We start from the raw sequence: 15,698 nt of genomic DNA on the forward strand, positions 1-15,698 counted from the left end.
ACCTTCAGTTGTCGGAGAGGGACGGTGTGCTCTCGTCTCCCGAGAGCAACAGGAACAACACGGCCATGCGCACGGACACACCGTTGGCCACCTGGGCCAGCACGGTGGACCGGGGTGAATCGGCCGCTTCGGACGAGATTTCCAGGCCGCGGTTCATGGGTCCGGGGTGCATGATCACGGTGGGCGCATCCATGGCGTCCAGTGCGGCGACACGTTCCGGGGTCAATCCCCACGCACGCGTGTACTCCTGCTCGCTCGGGAAGAACGCGGCGTTCATGCGTTCGCTCTGCAACCGGAGCATCATCACCGCGTCAGGACGTTGCGCGAGTACCTCGTCCAGGTCGTAGGAGACCTCGCACGGCCAGTGGTCCATGCCCACGGGCAACAGCGTGGGGGGTGCCACGAAGGTCACGCGCGCTCCCAGGGTGTTGAGCAGCCACACGTTGGAGCGGGCCACGCGGGAGTGCAGCACGTCCCCCACGATCACCACGTGCATGCCTTCCAGGTCCATGCCCGTGCTCGGCCGGCCCTCACGCTGCGCGCGCACCCGCCGGAGGGTCATCGCGTCCAGTAGTGCCTGGGTGGGGTGCTCGTGCTTGCCGTCACCGGCGTTGACCACGGCGGCGTCGATCCAGCCCGACGACGCGAGCTGCTGTGGCGCGCCAGAGGCACCGTGGCGAATGACCACGGCGTCCGCGCTCATGGCCATCAGGGTCTGGGCGGTGTCCTTGAGGGACTCGCCCTTGGAGACCGAGGACCCCTTGGCGGAGAAGTTGATCACGTCCGCCGAGAGCCGCTTGGCGGCCGTCTCGAAGGAAATGCGGGTGCGGGTCGAGTCCTCGAAGAACAGGTTGACCACGGTGCGGCCACGCAACGCCGGAAGCTTCTTCACGGAACGTGAGGACACGGAGGCCATTTGATCGGCGGTGTCCAGAATGCTGAGGGCGTCGGCGTAGCTCAGGTCGGCGGTGGTCAGCAGGTGCTTCACGAGGTGACCCCTTTCTCCGCGCGCGCCACGTCAGGATCGGAGGCGACGAGGGCGTCGATGACCACGCAGTCCTCGTGGTTCTCCGCGCGTTCTTCGAGATCCGATTCGCGCAGCAGTACCCGGACCTTCTCCTGCGAAGACGTCGGCAAGTTCTTGCCCACGTGATCGGCGCGGATGGGTAGTTCGCGGTGACCGCGGTCGACCAGAACGGCCAGGCGAACGACCTTGGGGCGACCCACATCCACCAGGGCGTCCAGGGCCGCGCGGATAGTGCGGCCCGAGAACAGGACGTCGTCCACGAGCACCACGGTGCGGCCGTCGATGCCACTGTCCGGGATGATGGTGGGTTGCGGGGTCCGCGCGGGATTCTTGCGCAGATCATCGCGGTACATGGTGATGTCCAACTGTCCGGTGGACGAACGGGCATCGAACGACTCGTCGGTCTGTTCGAGCTTGGCGGCCAAACGCTGGGCCAGTGGATAACCGCGGCGGGCGATGCCCAAAATCACGAGACCTGCGGTGCCCTTGTTGGACTCCAGGATCTCGTGGGCTATCCGGGTCAAGGCCCGGTCTATGTCGGCAGTCGAGAGAATCACGCGCGACGTGGTCGCGGGCAATGATTCGCCGTGTTCGGGCACGCTCACGTGCCGCCTCCTTCCCCGCCTCACTGGACGGACTTAAAGGTTGCGATCTTGATGTGACGCTATCACAGGAGAAAGGCCCCGGATCGCTCTGTACGAGCGGTCCGGGGCCCACGCCGTCAATCCAGCAGAGACGGCTTAACTTTCTGCAACCGACCCAGAAGTCCGTTGACGAACCGGGGTGAATCATCGGTCGACAATTCCCGGGCCACCGCCACGGCTTCGGACACCGCCACGGCATCCGGGATCTCGTCGTTGTAGAGCAATTCCCACGCGCCCACGCGCAGGACATTGCGGTCCACAGCGGGCATGCGGTCCAGGGTCCAACCCTGCGAATAAGTTTCCAGGAACTCGTCGATGTCCTCGGCGCGATCATAGAAACCCTCGAGGATGTCCACCGTGTAGGGGTTGATTTTGGAGGTGCTGTTGTCACGACGGCGGTTCAGCGCGTCCTGGATGGACTCGTCACGCTGTTCGGCCTCGAACAGAATTTCTACCGCGCGGACGCGGGCTTTACTGCGTGCGCTGCTCACTCGTTGACGCGTCCCAGGTAGTCGCCGTTGCGGGTGTCGACCTTGACCTTGGTGCCCTGTTCCAGGAACAGCGGAACCTGGATCTGGTAGCCGGTCTCCACGGTGGCGGGCTTGGTGCCACCGGTGGAGCGGTCGCCCTGCAGACCGGGCTCGGTGTAGGTGATCTCCAAGACGACCGACGGCGGCATCTCGATGTACAGCGGAGCGCCCTCGTACATCGCCACGGTCACGTTCTGGTTCTCGAGCATGAAGTTGGCGGCATCCCCCACGACAGCGGTGGGAACCGTGATCTGGTCGTAGGTGGAGTTGTCCATGAACACGTAGTCTTCGCCATCCTGGTACAGGTACTGGTATTCGCTACGGTCCACCGTGGCGGTCTCGATCTTGGCACCGGCGTTGAAGGTCTTGTCGACCACCTTGCCGCTGGTCACGTTGCGCAGCTTGGTGCGCACGAACGCGCCACCCTTGCCCGGCTTGACGTGCTGGAACTCGATGGTCTGCCACAGGTTCCCGTCGAGCTTGAGGATGGTGCCGTTCTTGATGTCGTTGCTGGTTGCCACGGATTCACTTTCTCGTCGGAAACATCACTGCAAAGATTTTGGGGGCGTTAAGCCGAACCAGTGTACCGCGCCCGGTGCGGTACACCGTTCGTGCGCGCTATTCGGCGATCTCCTGGTAGCACGCGAAGAGGATCGCGGGGTCCGGAACCTCCATGATGCGCGGTGAACCGGCCTTGTCGAGGACTACGAAGCGCAACAGGTTGCCGCGGGTCTTCTTGTCCCGCTTCATGACCTCGAGCAGACGCGGCCATTGGTCCGCGCGGTACGTCACGGGCAGCCCCAACGACTCGAGGATGCTGCGGTGGCGGTCCACGACGTCGTCGGCGAGCGTACCGGCCGCACGCGCCAGTTCCGCGGCGAACACCAGGCCCACGGAGACCGCGGCGCCGTGTCGCCACTGGTAGCGCTCGTTGTGCTCGATCGCGTGACCGAGTGTGTGGCCGTAGTTGAGGAACTCGCGCCGCCCGGATTCCTTGAGGTCGGAGGAGACCACCTCGGCCTTGACCCGGATCGCGCGCTCGATCAGTTCACGCACCACGGGCGACTGCGAATCGCGCACCTCTTGCGGGTGTTCCTCGATCAAATCCAGGATCACGGGATCGGCGATGAAACCGCACTTGACGACCTCGGCCATGCCGGTCAGGTACTCGTTCTCCGGAAGGGTCTTGAGCGAGTCGAGATCGCACACGACCGCGGCCGGCGGGTGGAAGGATCCCACGAGGTTCTTACCCTCCGCGGTGTTGATCCCGGTCTTACCGCCCACGGCGGCGTCGACCATGCCCAGCAGGGTGGTCGGCAGGTGGATCACGCGCACGCCGCGCAACCACGTGGCGGCCACGAAGCCACCCAGGTCACTCACGGCACCGCCGCCCACGGTCACCACGGCGTCCGTGCGGGTGAAGTCCGAGGTGCCCATGATCTGCCAGCAGAACGCGGCGACCTCAACACGCTTGCCCTCTTCGGCGTCCGGGATCTCGGCCACGAAGCTCTGGATGCCGGCGTTCTTGAGGTCCTCCTGGACCAGGTCACCGGTCGCGCGCAGGGCGCGGGGGTGGATGATCAGGACCTTCTTGACGCGTTCCCCGAGCAGCTCGGGGACCTTGCCGAGCAGCCCGTTGCCCACGAGCACGTCGTACCGGTTGTCGGGGGTGTCTCCCTGGACGGGAATGGTGGTCACCGAATCAGTCATGCTGTGGCGTCCCTTCGTAGTTCTTTCAAAGCTCTGTGCAGTTGCTGGACCAGCGAACCGATGCGCCGGTGGCCGGTGCCGTCCAAGCGGATCGTGGCGAGCCGTTCATACGTGTCACGCCGTTCGTCCAAAATCTCCCGCCAGCGCCGTTCCGGGTCCGGCTGCAGCATGGGGCGGGTCTTGTTCCCAGTGATCCGCGGGCGAACCGTGGCCTCATCGACTTCAAGGTAGATCACCGTGTGACCGGCCAGCAGATCTTGTACGGCCGGGGTCATGGGTGCTCCCCCGCCGAGTGAAATCACCGCGTTGCGGTAACGGTGGTCTGCCAGTAGGTCTGCGACCACTTCGGCTTCGATCGCGCGGAAGTGCTGCTGCCCGTGAGCGGTGAACAGCGCCGGGATCGGACCGTGGTGCGCCTCGATCACGTGATCGGCATCCACGAAATCCAGACCGTAGCGCTTGGCGAAGTGATGACCCAGGTGTGACTTTCCCGCCGCCATGGGCCCGATGAGCACCAACGGCGTGGGCAGTGAACTCACGAAAGGTCCCCGCGCACCTCATCGAGGGCCGCTAGCTCCGAGGGGTCGGCCAGCTCCGGCGAGGTCCGGAGGTTCTCGGGAATAGCCGCCAGGTAGGCGTCCTTGTTGCGGACGGTCTCCGCAATCGAGTCGCCGCCGAACTTCTCGAGTGCTGCTTGGGCCAGCACAAGTGCGACCATGGCTTCTGCAACGACACCGGCCGCCGGTACGGCACATACGTCCGAGCGCTGGTGGTGGGCGCGGGCGGCCTCGCCCGAGGAAATGTCCACGGTGTGCAGGGCACGGGGAACGGTGGCGATCGGCTTCATGGCTGCTCTCACACGCAGCAGGTCACCGATGGACATGCCGCCCTCGATACCACCGGCGCGGTTGGTCACACGGTGCACGGTGCTGTCCGAACCGGGCAGGGTTTCGTCGTGGGCGCGAGTGCCGGGACGTGCCGCGGTGCGGAAACCGTCACCCACTTCCACGCCCTTGATGGCCTGGATGCCCATGAGTACTCCGGCCAGGCGTGCATCGAGACGGCGATCCCAGTGCACGTAGGAGCCCAGTCCCGGGGGCAGGCCCTCGGCGAGCACCTCGACCACGCCGCCCAGGGTCTCCCCCGCCTTGTGGGCGTCGTCGATGGTCGCGACCATGGCGTCCGAGGTGGCCTTGTCGAAGCAACGCAACGGATCGGCGTCGAGCGCTTCCACGTCACTGGCGGTGGGCAGGGCGGCGTCCTCGGGAACCGAAACCTCCGCGATCGCGGTCGTGTGGGATACCAGACGCACGTCCAGGGCCGCCAGAATCTGGGAGGCGACCACACCCAGGGCCACGCGCGTAGCGGTCTCGCGGGCCGACGCGCGCTCCAAGACCGGACGTGCCTCGACGAAACCGTACTTCTGCATACCGGTGAGGTCCGCGTGACCGGGGCGAGGGCGAGTCAGCGGAGCATTACGGGCACGACCCTCGAGCTTGGCCGCGTCCACGGGATCGGAACTCATGACGTCCTGCCATTTGGGCCATTCGGTGTTGGCGATCTCGATTGCCACGGGACCACCCTGGGTCAGGCCGTGCCGCACACCTCCCAGAATGCGGACCTTGTCCTGTTCGAACTTCATGCGTGCACCGCGACCGTAACCAAGACGGCGGCGTGCCAGTGCCCGTTGAATCATCTCGGTGGTGAGTTCCACCCCGGCGGGAACACCTTCAATGATTCCCACGAGGGCCTCGCCGTGAGATTCTCCGGCCGTGAGCCAACGCAACATGTTCTACTCCAGTACTCGATCGTGGGAGCCGGTCAGGCTCCCGGAAACGGACGGTGATCCGGTCAACGGTTCAGACGTGCTTCGCGAACCCGCTGCGGGATCGCGCGCTCGGGGCGATTAACGGCCCGACACATGGCGGCCGTGAGCTCGGCTTCGCGGGGAACGGGTCGATCCGCGCGACCCAGGGTGAACCAGCGCACTTGATCGACCGCTTGAAAGATCAGCATATCTATTCCGGGCGCAATCGCTCCGTCCGCGTCCTGCCATGACCGAGCTATGGCCGAGGGCCAGGGGTCATACGCCGCGTCGAGGAGTACGCCACTCACCGACGCGTTCAGGGTTGCGAACTCCGCCGCCAGTTCATCGGCCCCGCGGGGAGGCAGCGTGCAGATCACGGCATCGTAGTCAGCCAACGACGCCGCTGCCTCGCCCCACGCGCGCGCGGTGACGGTCGCGCCGAGTCTCGCCGCGGCGTCGGTGACCTTCCCGGCACGATCCAGGGAGCGCACGAACACGTCGATTGACGGGGCGCCCAGCCCGTGCAGGGCGGCGACCGCAGCCGTGGCCGTGCCACCACCACCGAGAATTGCGCAGCGAGGCTCCGAAGGGATCTCGCGCGCGGCGATTACGGCGGCCATGATGCCTGTGACGTCCGTGTTGTCCGCGATGGTTGAACCGTCCGCACGGAACACCAGCGTGTTTGCCACTCCGAGGGCCTCGACCAATGCCGTACGCTCATCGGCCTGGGCGGCAGCCAAGGACTTGAGCGGCATGGTCACGGAGAAACCTCGCCAGAAACCTTCGGCCACGCGCTCACGCCAGAACCCGTTCCAGTCCTCGGCGGGTACGTCCCACCGTGTGTAGTCCCACTCGGCGCCCATCACGCGATAGGCGGCCGAGTGCAGAACGGGTGACAGGGAGTGCGCCACGGGGTGACCCAGCACCGCTGCGGCGTTTCGCTCCATGTCTGCTCCCCCGTGAATCAGCTACACCGGCCTTCGTTGTCCGCGCACCATTGCTGGTACTCGTCAACGTTGCGGTTGTGTTCTTCGAAGTTCTCGGCGAACTTGGTCTCGCCGGTGTCGAGGTTCACGGTCACCCAGTAGTAGTAATCGTTCTCGTCCGGGTTGGCGGCGGCCTTGATCGACTCGTCGCCGGGTGAACCGATCGGCCCCACGGGCAGACCCGGGTGGGCGAACGTGTTGTAGGGGTTGGACTTGTCGCGCTTCTCCTCATCGGAGACGTGGTAGGAGCGCTTACCCAGGCCGTAGGTCACGGACGCATCCGACTGGATCAAGCCGTTGGTCTCATCGTCCGGACGGTCGATGCGGTTGTAGATGGCGCCGGCGACCTCGGGATAAATGTCCGGTACACCCTCGAACTCCACGAGCGATGCCACGGTGATCACGCGGAACCACTGATCCTCGGGGACCTCGTTGTTGTTCAACGTGCCCTTGGTGCGGTCCACCATTTCCTGGATGATCTGCTCCGCACTGGCGTCCAACGGGAAGCGGTACTCACCGGGGTGCAGCCAGCCTTCGAGGGTGGGGAATTCTTCCGGAACACCAAAGCGATCGGTGTCTTCCCTGAACGCTTCGAACTCGGACGTGTCGATGCCCGTGGACTCGCTCAGGGTTTGGAAGGTGTCGTCGATGCGCTGAGTCTGCGGCACGGCGGCGTAGTGCGTGGCCTCGTCGCGCTCCATCATCACGTCGATGGCCGCGTCCGAGCTCATCTGGGTCTTGAGTTGGTAATCACCGGGCTGGATGAAGTCTTCGGGATAGCGTTCCTGGAACGTCTCGATGAAGTATCCAGCATTCGCCACGATGTCCTCGGACTCCAGGGAATTGGCGATCTGACCGGTTGATTGACCGTCGCCCACGGTGAAGTTGACGTCCTGGTCGCCTTCGCCGTTGTAATCCTTGCGTTCGAACAGGCCGAAAGCGGAACCGAGTACGGCCACCACGATCAACAGGGCCGCGATGAACAGCGCAATGGCCGTGGCCAGGGACGCGTGCGAACGGCGCTTCTGGCGGGCCGCCATCTCCGGGGAGACATCATGGTGCTCGAAGGCACCGGAGAGACCAGGGCGGCGGCTTTTATCGTCGGCTTCCAGAGTGCTCAGAAGGCCGCCGGACGTGGCAGAGTCTTTTGCGCCACCCTGTTCAGGGCCGCGGTTGGCCTTGTTATCTCGTGGCTGATCGCTCACGAATGATCTCCGTCCGCCGTTGTCCGTGGTCTTCGGATACTTTCGGCGCGCTGCCGAAGAATATCGTCCATTATCCGCGATCTAACTGTCGATGGGGAAACCGGGTTCGGTTCCCGTTGCCTTGCCCTGATCGATGGCCGCCTGCAAGAACGTCACAGCTGCCATCTGATCAACCTTGTCCATGTGGTGCTTCCGAGATACCCCCGCGTCCAGAAGCGATTGGTGCGCCGCAACCGTGGACAAGCGTTCATCCACGAGCCGCACGATTGTTTCGCACTCACGTGAGCTTAACCGATTCTGCAGGGCTGCCGCGTACTCTCGGGCCATGTCAGTGGATCGATTCTCCTGACCGTTCAAGCTACGCGGCAATCCAACGTACACCGCGGCCACTCCGAATTCCTCGCACATGCTTGTGATGATTTTCACATCGAAGCGTTTCTTGCGATTCTTGTCCCGGGTGACCGTCTGATGCGGCGTGGCCAACACGCAGTCAGGATCGGTCAGGGCTATTCCCACCCTGACCGATCCCACGTCCACGCCCATGCGGACGCCTCTCACGAAGGTGTTGCTCACGCGCCCACTACGGAGCGGATCTGCTCGCGCACGGCCTCGAGTGCGTCGTCGATCTTGGAAGCGTCGGAACCGCCGCCCTGGGCGACATCCGGCTTGCCACCGCCACCGCCGCCGAGCACCCCGGCGGCGGTGCGAACGAGCTGGCCCGCGGCCAGACCGGCGTCGCGAGCGGCGTCGTTGGCGGCCACCACGATCAGCGGGCGGTCGTTGGCGACACCCGTGACGGCGGCGACGGCGGGCTCGGAACCCAGGCGCGTGCGCAGATCGAGTGCCAGGGAACGCAGGGCGTCCGCGGACGCGACCTCACCGGCGTTGTGCAGGACCGCGTTGACCGTGCCCAGCCGCTGCGCGTCGTTGACGAGCTGACCGGCCTGAGCCTGCAACTGCTGCTGACGCAGCACTGTCAGCTGACGCTCGGTCTCCTTGAGTTTGTCCAAGGTTGCCGAAATCTTCTCGGGCAGCTCGGCGGTCGACTGGACCTTGAGCATGCCGGTGAGCTGATTGACCAGGGTGCGCTCGGCGGCCAGGTGGTTGAACGAGTTCAGACCCACCAGCGCCTCCACGCGGCGGTTACCCGAGCCCACGGACTGTTCCGAGACCAAGGACAACGAACCCAGCTGGGCCGTGGAGCCCACGTGGGTACCACCGCACAGCTCACGCGACCACGGACCGTTCATCTCGACCACGCGCACGTTCTCGCCGTACTTCTCGCCGAACAGGGACATGGCACCCAGCTTCTTGGCCTCGGCCAAGGGCATCTCCTGCGTCACGACCTCGAAGTCGTCACGGATGGCCGTGTTGGAGATCTGCTCGATCTCCTGCATCTGGGACGCGCTCAGGGCCGCACCGTGGGAGAAGTCAAAGCGCAGGTAACCCTCCTTGTTGAAGGAACCGCGCTGCACGGCGTCCGGGCCGAGCACCTCGTGCAGGGCAGCGTGCACCACGTGGGTACCCGAGTGGGCGGCCTCGCCGTCGTGGCGGCGGCGCGAGTTCACGCGTGCGGTGACCGCAGCACCCTGGGTGACTTCACCCGAGGTGACCTTGACACGGTGCACGGACAGACCCTTGACGGGCTGCTGGACGTCAAGGACCTCCAGGGAGAAGTCAGGGCCCTCGATGACTCCCACGTCAGCGGCCTGGCCACCGGCCTCGGCGTAGAACGGAGTTTCTTCCAGGACGATCTCCACCTGCTCACCGGCGCTGGCTGCGGGGACGGTCACGCCCTCGGACAGCACGGCGCGCACCGAGGTCTGAGTGACCAGCTCGGTGTAACCGGTGAACACGGAACCGTGGTCGTCGAGCAGGCGGCGCAGCTCGGACAGGTCCGCCATCGCGCCCTTCTTGGCGCGGGCATCCGCCTGAGCACGCTCGCGCTGCTCGGTCATCAGTCCGCGGAAGGCCTTCTCATCCACGGAGACGCCGGCCTCAGCGGCCATTTCCAGGGTCAGGTCGATCGGGAAGCCGAAGGTGTCGTGCAGGGCGAACGCATCCGCACCGCTGACCACGCGCTTCTCGGACTTGGCCTGGGTCACGGCGTGCTCGAGGCGTGCGGTGCCGGACTCGATGGTCTTCAGGAACGCCTTCTCCTCTGCGTACGCAATGCGGGAGATCCGCTCGAAATCATTGGACACAACCGGGTACACGCCCTTCATGGCGTCACGCGAGGCCGGTAGCAGCACGGGCAGGCACGGTTCGGTGACACCCAGCAGACGCATGGAACGCACGGCACGGCGCAGCAGACGGCGCAGGATGTAGCCGCGTCCCTCATTGGCAGGGGTCACGCCGTCCGCGATGAGCATGAGCGAAGATCGGATGTGGTCGGCGACCACACGCATGCGCACGTCGTCCTCGTAGCCCTCCTGCTCCGCGTTCTCGGTACCGCGGTAGGTACGACCGGACAGCTCGGCGGCGGCGTCGAGCACGGGACGGACCTGATCGGTCTCGTAGAAGTTCTCCACGCCCTGCAGCAACATGGCCAGACGTTCCACGCCCAAACCGGTGTCGATGTTCTTCTTGGGCAGGTCACCGAGGATTTCGTAGTTCTTTCCCTGTCCCTCGCCGCGCTGGTACTGCATGAACACGAGGTTCCAGATCTCGATGTAACGGTCGTCATCGACCGCCGGGCCGCCCTCCTTGCCGTAGCGGGCGCCGCGGTCGTAGAAGATCTCGGAGTCGGGGCCGGCGGGGCCGGGTTGACCGGTGTCCCAGTAGTTCTCGTCACGGCCCATGCGCTGGATCCGCTCCTCGGGGATACCCACGGTGTCGCGCCACAGGTCGTAGGACTCCTGGTCGCCCTCGTACACGGTGACCCACAGGCGGTCGGGATCCAACCCGAAGCCACCCTTGTCGAGCGGGGTGGTCAGCAACTCCCAGGCCATGGGGATGGCCTTCTCCTTGAAGTAGTCGCCGAAGGAGAAGTTGCCGGCCATCTGGAAGAACGTGCCGTGGCGCGCGGTCTTACCGACCTCTTCGATGTCCAGGGTGCGGATGCACTTCTGGATCGAGGTGGCACGCGGGAACGGCGCGGTTTCCTGCCCCAGGAAGTACGGGATGAACGGCACCATGCCGGCAATGGTGAACATCGCACCCGGCTGGTTGGACACCAGAGAGGCGGACGGCACGACTTTGTGACCCTGGCTTTCGAAATAGCTCAGCCAGCGTTGGGTGATCTCGTGTGAGAGCATTACCGGTTATTTCCTTCTGACGATTGACCGCGATTGATAATCTCGGTGGATTCTACGTTGTCTTGGGGTCCCACCACGGTGTGCGGGCCGCCCGCCCCGGGGTGATTGGCGGTGTGATCGACCGGGGTGCGCACGCCGAATTGCTCGCGCAATTCCGTTTCGCGTTCGTTCATCCCGGACTTCACGCGCGCCGCGAAATCCTGCAGGTAGCCGCTCACGGCCTGCATCCGCTGTACGGCCGAGCCGGAGCGCAGCTGCACTTCGGTACTACGACGCCGCTCCAGTTGCCCCGCGATCGCCTCTCGCGTCTTCGGGTTGTTGGCCACGCGGGTGGCTACGCTCCCCGCGATGGCTCCGGCGGCGATGAGCGCCAGTTTGGACCACATTCCCATGGTGTGTCCCTTCGGGTCCGACTCGATAATTACGTGGCTCGGGCACGTTCACGGCCCGAAGAAACTCAGATCTGGTCGCGCACCGTGCCGGGCCCCTCCGAGGTGGGGCGTTCCGAGGCGGGGTGTTCCGTAGCGGGTGCCGCGGTGGGCGCCGTCGCGCGGGTCGAGCCCGCCGCGCCGTCGGCGGTGCTGTGGTTCGCGGAAGGCGAGGCCCCCGGCTGCGGCGAGCTGGGACCCTGTTGCGGTGTGAAGGCGCGACGCAGACCGTGCGAGAACGAGGCAACCTTGATGAGCGGCTGACCCACCGTGGACGCCACGAGCGAGGACAGCGCCGACACATTGGCGGAGGCATCCGAGACGTTGGAGGTGATGCCGTCCACCTTTTCCAACTGGGTGTTGGTGGTGGACACCGTGCGGGTGACCTCGTCGATCAAGGGTGTGGTGCCATCGTTGAGCGAACGGATGGTCAGGCGCAGTTCGTCGAACACGCGCCCGAGCTTGATGATCGGAAGTGCCAACAATCCCACGAGCACCGCAAACACGCCCGCGGAAATGAGTCCCGCGATATCTCCACCGTCCATAGGGCGATCCGTACCTCTCGTCTGTTGAGCTGATGATGTGCCGTGCCACGAACCGGTGCCACGGCCGACCGAAGGGAAACTTTACCCAACCTTGCTGGAGGCTGCCGGTTCATCCGCCCCCGAAAACACACACAGCCCGCGGCCGGAAGCCACGGGCTGTGTGCACCACTCACCCGAAACCGGGAGAGCGTGGGAAAAGCATTACGCCATACGGGCGTAGTACTCGACCACGAGCTGCTCTTCACAGGTCACGGGGACCTCGGAGCGCTCGGGCTTACGAGTCAGCGTTGCCTGCAGACGGTCGATCGCAACGTCCAGGTAACCCGGGGTGTCGGGCAGGACGTCCTGGTGTGCGCCGGTGGCGGCCACCTGGAACGGAACCATCTTCTCGGAACGCGGAACCACGTGGATCATCTGACCCGGGCGCACGCGGAACGACGGGCGATCCACGCGCTGGCCGTCCACCATGATGTGGCGGTGGACGACGGCCTGGCGGGCCTGAGCCATGGTGCGAGCGAAACCAGCGCGCAGCACCAAAGCGTCCAAGCGAGTCTCGAGCAGAGCGATGAGGTTTTCACCGGTCTGGCCGTCCTGACGCTTGGCCTCCACGTAGGCACGGTGCATCTGCTTCTCGCGGATGTCGTACTGAGCGCGCAGACGCTGCTTCTCGGTCAGACGAACCTTGTAGTCCGAGTCGGACTTGCGGCGGGCACGACCGTGCTCACCGGGAGCGTACGGGCGACGCTCGAAGTACTTCTCGGCCTTCGGGGTCAGTGCGATACCGAGGGCGCGGGACTTTCGCACCTGACGGCGCGCACGCAATGCGTTGTTAGCCATGTTGCCTTTCATGCGGTCGACGGTGCACGCACGGTGGTGCGTGAACCGATCTGTGTGGTTCTGGCCTCCTGCGCGCGGGAATCGGTCCCGGCGGGAGAGGTGCGGATCAGCCGCAATCCGTCATACCTACAGTTGGCTCAGATGATCTCGGCCGTGAGGGTGACACGGTGATGAGGTCATGATTGAGCGCAGCTTGCCAGCCAGCGATCAACTATAGCCGATTCAGTCGACGTCCTGGTCCACCCAGTCCAACGACTTGGTCACAGCCTTGCCCCAGTTGCGGAACAGCTTGTCGTTGTCCTCGGTCTTGCCGTTGGGCTTCCACCGCTTGTCCTCGGCCCAGTTCTCGGTGATCTCGTCCAGATCGGTCCAGAAACCGACCGCCAGACCCGCCGCGTATGCCGCACCCAGGGCGGTGGTTTCGGTGATCTTGGGCCGGATGACCGGCACGTCCAGCTGATCGGCCTGGAACTGCATGAGTAGTTCGTTGGCCGTCATGCCGCCGTCCACGCGCAGTTCCACGAGGTCCTGGCCGGAGTCCTTGTTCATGGCCTCGACCACTTCGCGCGACTGGTAGGCGGTGGCCTCCAGCACGGCGCGGGCAATGTGTTCCTTGCGCACGTAGCGGGTCAGCCCCACCAGGGCACCGCGGGCGTCCGGGCGCCAGTGGGGTGCGAAGAGTCCGGAAAACGCCGGTACGAAGTACGCTCCGCCGTTGTCCTCCACGTCCTTGGCGAGCGTCTCGATCTCCTTGGCGTCCTTGATGAGGCCCAGATTGTCGCGCACCCATTGCACCAACGAACCGGTCACGGCGATGGAACCCTCGAGAGCGTAGACGGGCTTCTGACCCTCGATCTGATAGGAGACCGTGGTGATCAGACCGTTCTCGGACTGCACCGGCTCCTCGCCCACGTTCATGAGCAAGAAGTTGCCCGTGCCGTAGGTGTTCTTGCCCATGCCGGGCTTGAAGCAGGTCTGACCGAACATGGCAGCCTGCTGGTCACCCAGGATGCCGGCGATCGGAACGCCACTCACGAAGCCCCGTGAGCGGCCCTTGCCGTAGACCTCACTGCTGGAACGGATCTCGGGGAGCATGGACATCGGAACGTCCATGGCGTCTGCCAGGTCCTTGTTCCAATTGAGGGTCTCGATGTTCATGAGCAGCGTGCGGGACGCGTTGGTGACGTCCGTGACGTGCACACCGCCGTTGGTACCGCCGGTCATGTTCCACACGAGCCAGCTGTCGGTCGTGCCGAACATCAGGTCGCCGGCCTCCGCCTTCTTGCGAGCGCCGTCCACGTTGTCCAGGATCCACTTGATCTTGGGGCCCGCGAAGTAGCTGGCCAGGGGCAGACCGGTGCGCTTGCGGAAGCGGTCCACTCCCCCGTTCTTCGCGAACTCGTCGACGATCGCCTGGGTGCGGGTGTCCTGCCACACGATGGCGTTGTACACCGGCTTGCCGGTGGTGCGGTCCCACACGACCGTGGTTTCACGCTGGTTGGTGATACCCACCGCGGCAATGTCGTCCTTGGTGAGTTCCGTCTCCGCCAAGGCATCGGCGACGACCCGGCGCACGTTGCGCCAGATCTCTGTGGCGTCGTGTTCGACCCACCCGGCGCGCGGGAAGATCTGCTTGTGCTCCTGCTGCCCGACGCTGACGATATTGCCGGAGTGGTCGAAGATGATGGCCCGGGTACTCGTGGTCCCCTGGTCGATGGCCATCACGTACTGGGCCTCGTTGGAATTCTTACCGTTTGCGGCTGTGGTGCCGGATCGCTTGGTCATGGTGGTAACTCCTCACATCGTTGTGGTGGGTAGTTCGTGGATCAGAAATTGGCGGACGGGTAGATCTGGAAGATGCCACCGGCGATCAGGGCGCCCAGGATGGGACCCACGATGGGGACCCAAGCGTAGCCCCAGTCGCTGCCGCCCTTGCCTCGGATCGGGAGGATCGCGTGAGCAATACGGGGACCGAGGTCACGCGCCGGGTTGATCGCGTAACCGGTGGGTCCGCCCAAGCTGGCGCCGATACCGACCACCAGCAGTGCCACGGCCAAAGGGCCCAGTTCGGACGGTGTTCCGCCGAACATGAGGATCACGAACACCAGCACGAAGGTCGCAATCGTCTCGGTGACGATGTTCCACGGGTAGGAGCGGATTTCCGGCCCGGTGGCAAAGGTGCCGAGTTTCGCGGCGGGTTCCAGGGGCTCGTCGTAGTGCTGTTTGTGGGCGATCCACGCGACCACGGCGCCCAGGAAACCACCGAGGAATTCAGCCGCGAAGTACACCAGGGTCGAGGCCACGGTCACGGCCACCCCGGGGGCATACTCTTCCGCACCGGAGGCCAAGAGGCCCACAGTCACGGCAGGATTCAGGTGGGCGCCGGACTGCCATGCCACGTAGACACCGGCAAACACGCCCAGGCCCCAGCCGAAGTTGATCAGCAACCAACCACCGGCATTGCCCTTCGTCTTTCCCAACAGGTGGTTGGCGACCACGCCCACGCCCAGCAGGGTCAGCATGGCCGTACCCAGCACTTCGGACCAGAACACCGTGCCCAGGGGCACCACTTCCGCTGCTGTCTCCATCGGCAGCAGCGCCGTCAATGCAGTCATTGGATGACTCCTTCAGTCTTGTTTTCTCTCTCGGTGGTCCGTGTGGACCGGTGGTTCATGCGGTTTCTGGGACGTTGGTTGCCCATCTCGTTGTGCGGTATCGCCCC

At 64.8% G+C, this 15,698-nt stretch carries 16 protein-coding genes; all 16 read right to left on the bottom strand.

Going from position 1 to position 15,698, the window contains the following annotated elements:
• Positions 1–4 precede the first annotated feature (4 nt).
• Positions 5–988, bottom strand: a complete 984-nt coding sequence (locus tag CKW39_RS10240; RefSeq protein WP_095798017.1) for an aspartate carbamoyltransferase catalytic subunit — start codon at positions 986–988, stop codon at positions 5–7.
• On the bottom strand, positions 985–1,632 hold the full coding sequence (gene pyrR, locus CKW39_RS10245) for a bifunctional pyr operon transcriptional regulator/uracil phosphoribosyltransferase PyrR (RefSeq protein ID WP_095798018.1): 648 nt from the start codon (positions 1,630–1,632) through the stop codon (positions 985–987). Before pyrR ends, CKW39_RS10240 begins: the two co-directional genes overlap by 4 nt.
• A gap of 116 nt (positions 1,633–1,748) precedes the next feature.
• Complete coding sequence (gene nusB / locus CKW39_RS10250; protein WP_095798019.1) at positions 1,749–2,162, bottom strand: transcription antitermination factor NusB; 414 nt, start codon at positions 2,160–2,162, stop codon at positions 1,749–1,751.
• Positions 2,159–2,722 carry an elongation factor P gene (gene efp, locus CKW39_RS10255; protein ID WP_095798020.1) on the bottom strand — a complete coding sequence of 188 codons (564 nt, stop codon included), beginning with the start codon at positions 2,720–2,722 and terminating at the stop codon, positions 2,159–2,161. Before efp ends, nusB begins: the two co-directional genes overlap by 4 nt.
• 97 nt (positions 2,723–2,819) lie before the next feature.
• Positions 2,820–3,911 (bottom strand): 3-dehydroquinate synthase, encoded by a 1,092-nt coding sequence (gene aroB / locus CKW39_RS10260; RefSeq protein WP_095798021.1) that lies wholly within the window; start codon positions 3,909–3,911, stop codon positions 2,820–2,822.
• Entirely contained in the window at positions 3,908–4,450 is a 543-nt protein-coding gene (locus CKW39_RS10265) for a shikimate kinase (RefSeq protein WP_095798022.1), read from the bottom strand. Before CKW39_RS10265 ends, aroB begins: the two co-directional genes overlap by 4 nt.
• Positions 4,447–5,700, bottom strand: coding sequence for a chorismate synthase (gene aroC / locus CKW39_RS10270; RefSeq protein ID WP_095798023.1), 1,254 nt, complete (start codon positions 5,698–5,700; stop codon positions 4,447–4,449). The genes CKW39_RS10265 and aroC overlap by 4 nt, the downstream gene beginning before the upstream one ends.
• Positions 5,701–5,762: 62 nt before the next feature.
• The gene (locus tag CKW39_RS10275) at positions 5,763–6,665 is read right to left on the bottom strand and encodes a shikimate dehydrogenase (RefSeq protein WP_095798024.1); all 903 of its coding nucleotides are present in this window, start codon (positions 6,663–6,665) and stop codon (positions 5,763–5,765) included.
• Positions 6,666–6,682: 17 nt separating this feature from the next.
• Positions 6,683–7,909 carry an endolytic transglycosylase MltG gene (gene mltG / locus CKW39_RS10280; protein ID WP_254049367.1) on the bottom strand — a complete coding sequence of 409 codons (1,227 nt, stop codon included), beginning with the start codon at positions 7,907–7,909 and terminating at the stop codon, positions 6,683–6,685.
• A gap of 81 nt (positions 7,910–7,990) precedes the next feature.
• Positions 7,991–8,482 carry a Holliday junction resolvase RuvX gene (gene ruvX / locus CKW39_RS10285; RefSeq protein ID WP_095798026.1) on the bottom strand — a complete coding sequence of 164 codons (492 nt, stop codon included), beginning with the start codon at positions 8,480–8,482 and terminating at the stop codon, positions 7,991–7,993.
• Positions 8,479–11,166, bottom strand: a complete 2,688-nt coding sequence (gene alaS / locus CKW39_RS10290) for an alanine--tRNA ligase (protein ID WP_095798027.1) — start codon at positions 11,164–11,166, stop codon at positions 8,479–8,481. The genes ruvX and alaS overlap by 4 nt, the downstream gene beginning before the upstream one ends.
• Positions 11,166–11,558, bottom strand: coding sequence for a hypothetical protein (locus tag CKW39_RS10295; RefSeq protein WP_095798028.1), 393 nt, complete (start codon positions 11,556–11,558; stop codon positions 11,166–11,168). The genes alaS and CKW39_RS10295 overlap by 1 nt, the downstream gene beginning before the upstream one ends.
• Positions 11,559–11,623: 65 nt before the next feature.
• Positions 11,624–12,139 (bottom strand): DUF948 domain-containing protein, encoded by a 516-nt coding sequence (locus CKW39_RS10300; RefSeq protein WP_095798029.1) that lies wholly within the window; start codon positions 12,137–12,139, stop codon positions 11,624–11,626.
• A 201-nt stretch (positions 12,140–12,340) separates the two neighbouring features.
• Complete coding sequence (gene rpsD, locus CKW39_RS10305; protein ID WP_095798030.1) at positions 12,341–12,976, bottom strand: 30S ribosomal protein S4; 636 nt, start codon at positions 12,974–12,976, stop codon at positions 12,341–12,343.
• 222 nt (positions 12,977–13,198) lie between these two features.
• A complete protein-coding gene (glpK, locus tag CKW39_RS10310) occupies positions 13,199–14,761 on the bottom strand; it encodes a glycerol kinase GlpK (RefSeq protein WP_095798031.1) in 1,563 nt (520 codons plus the stop codon).
• 41 nt (positions 14,762–14,802) lie between these two features.
• Positions 14,803–15,537, bottom strand: coding sequence for an MIP/aquaporin family protein (locus CKW39_RS10315; RefSeq protein ID WP_095798107.1), 735 nt, complete (start codon positions 15,535–15,537; stop codon positions 14,803–14,805).
• Positions 15,538–15,698 lie beyond the last annotated feature (161 nt).

The organism is Kocuria sp. WRN011 (genome assembly GCF_002295155.1).
Classification (GTDB): Bacteria; Actinomycetota; Actinomycetes; order Actinomycetales; family Micrococcaceae; genus Kocuria; species Kocuria carniphila.

Coding starts and splice junctions, on each gene's coding strand:
- aroB (WP_095798021.1), bottom strand. CDS start 3,911: ATGACTGATTCGGTGACCACCATTCCCGTCCAGGGAGACACCCCCGAC.
- aroC (WP_095798023.1), bottom strand. CDS start 5,700: ATGTTGCGTTGGCTCACGGCCGGAGAATCTCACGGCGAGGCCCTCGTG.
- rpsD (WP_095798030.1), bottom strand. CDS start 12,976: ATGGCTAACAACGCATTGCGTGCGCGCCGTCAGGTGCGAAAGTCCCGC.
- CKW39_RS10275 (WP_095798024.1), bottom strand. CDS start 6,665: ATGGAGCGAAACGCCGCAGCGGTGCTGGGTCACCCCGTGGCGCACTCC.
- alaS (WP_095798027.1), bottom strand. CDS start 11,166: ATGCTCTCACACGAGATCACCCAACGCTGGCTGAGCTATTTCGAAAGC.
- glpK (WP_095798031.1), bottom strand. CDS start 14,761: ATGACCAAGCGATCCGGCACCACAGCCGCAAACGGTAAGAATTCCAAC.
- CKW39_RS10300 (WP_095798029.1), bottom strand. CDS start 12,139: ATGGACGGTGGAGATATCGCGGGACTCATTTCCGCGGGCGTGTTTGCG.
- CKW39_RS10295 (WP_095798028.1), bottom strand. CDS start 11,558: ATGGGAATGTGGTCCAAACTGGCGCTCATCGCCGCCGGAGCCATCGCG.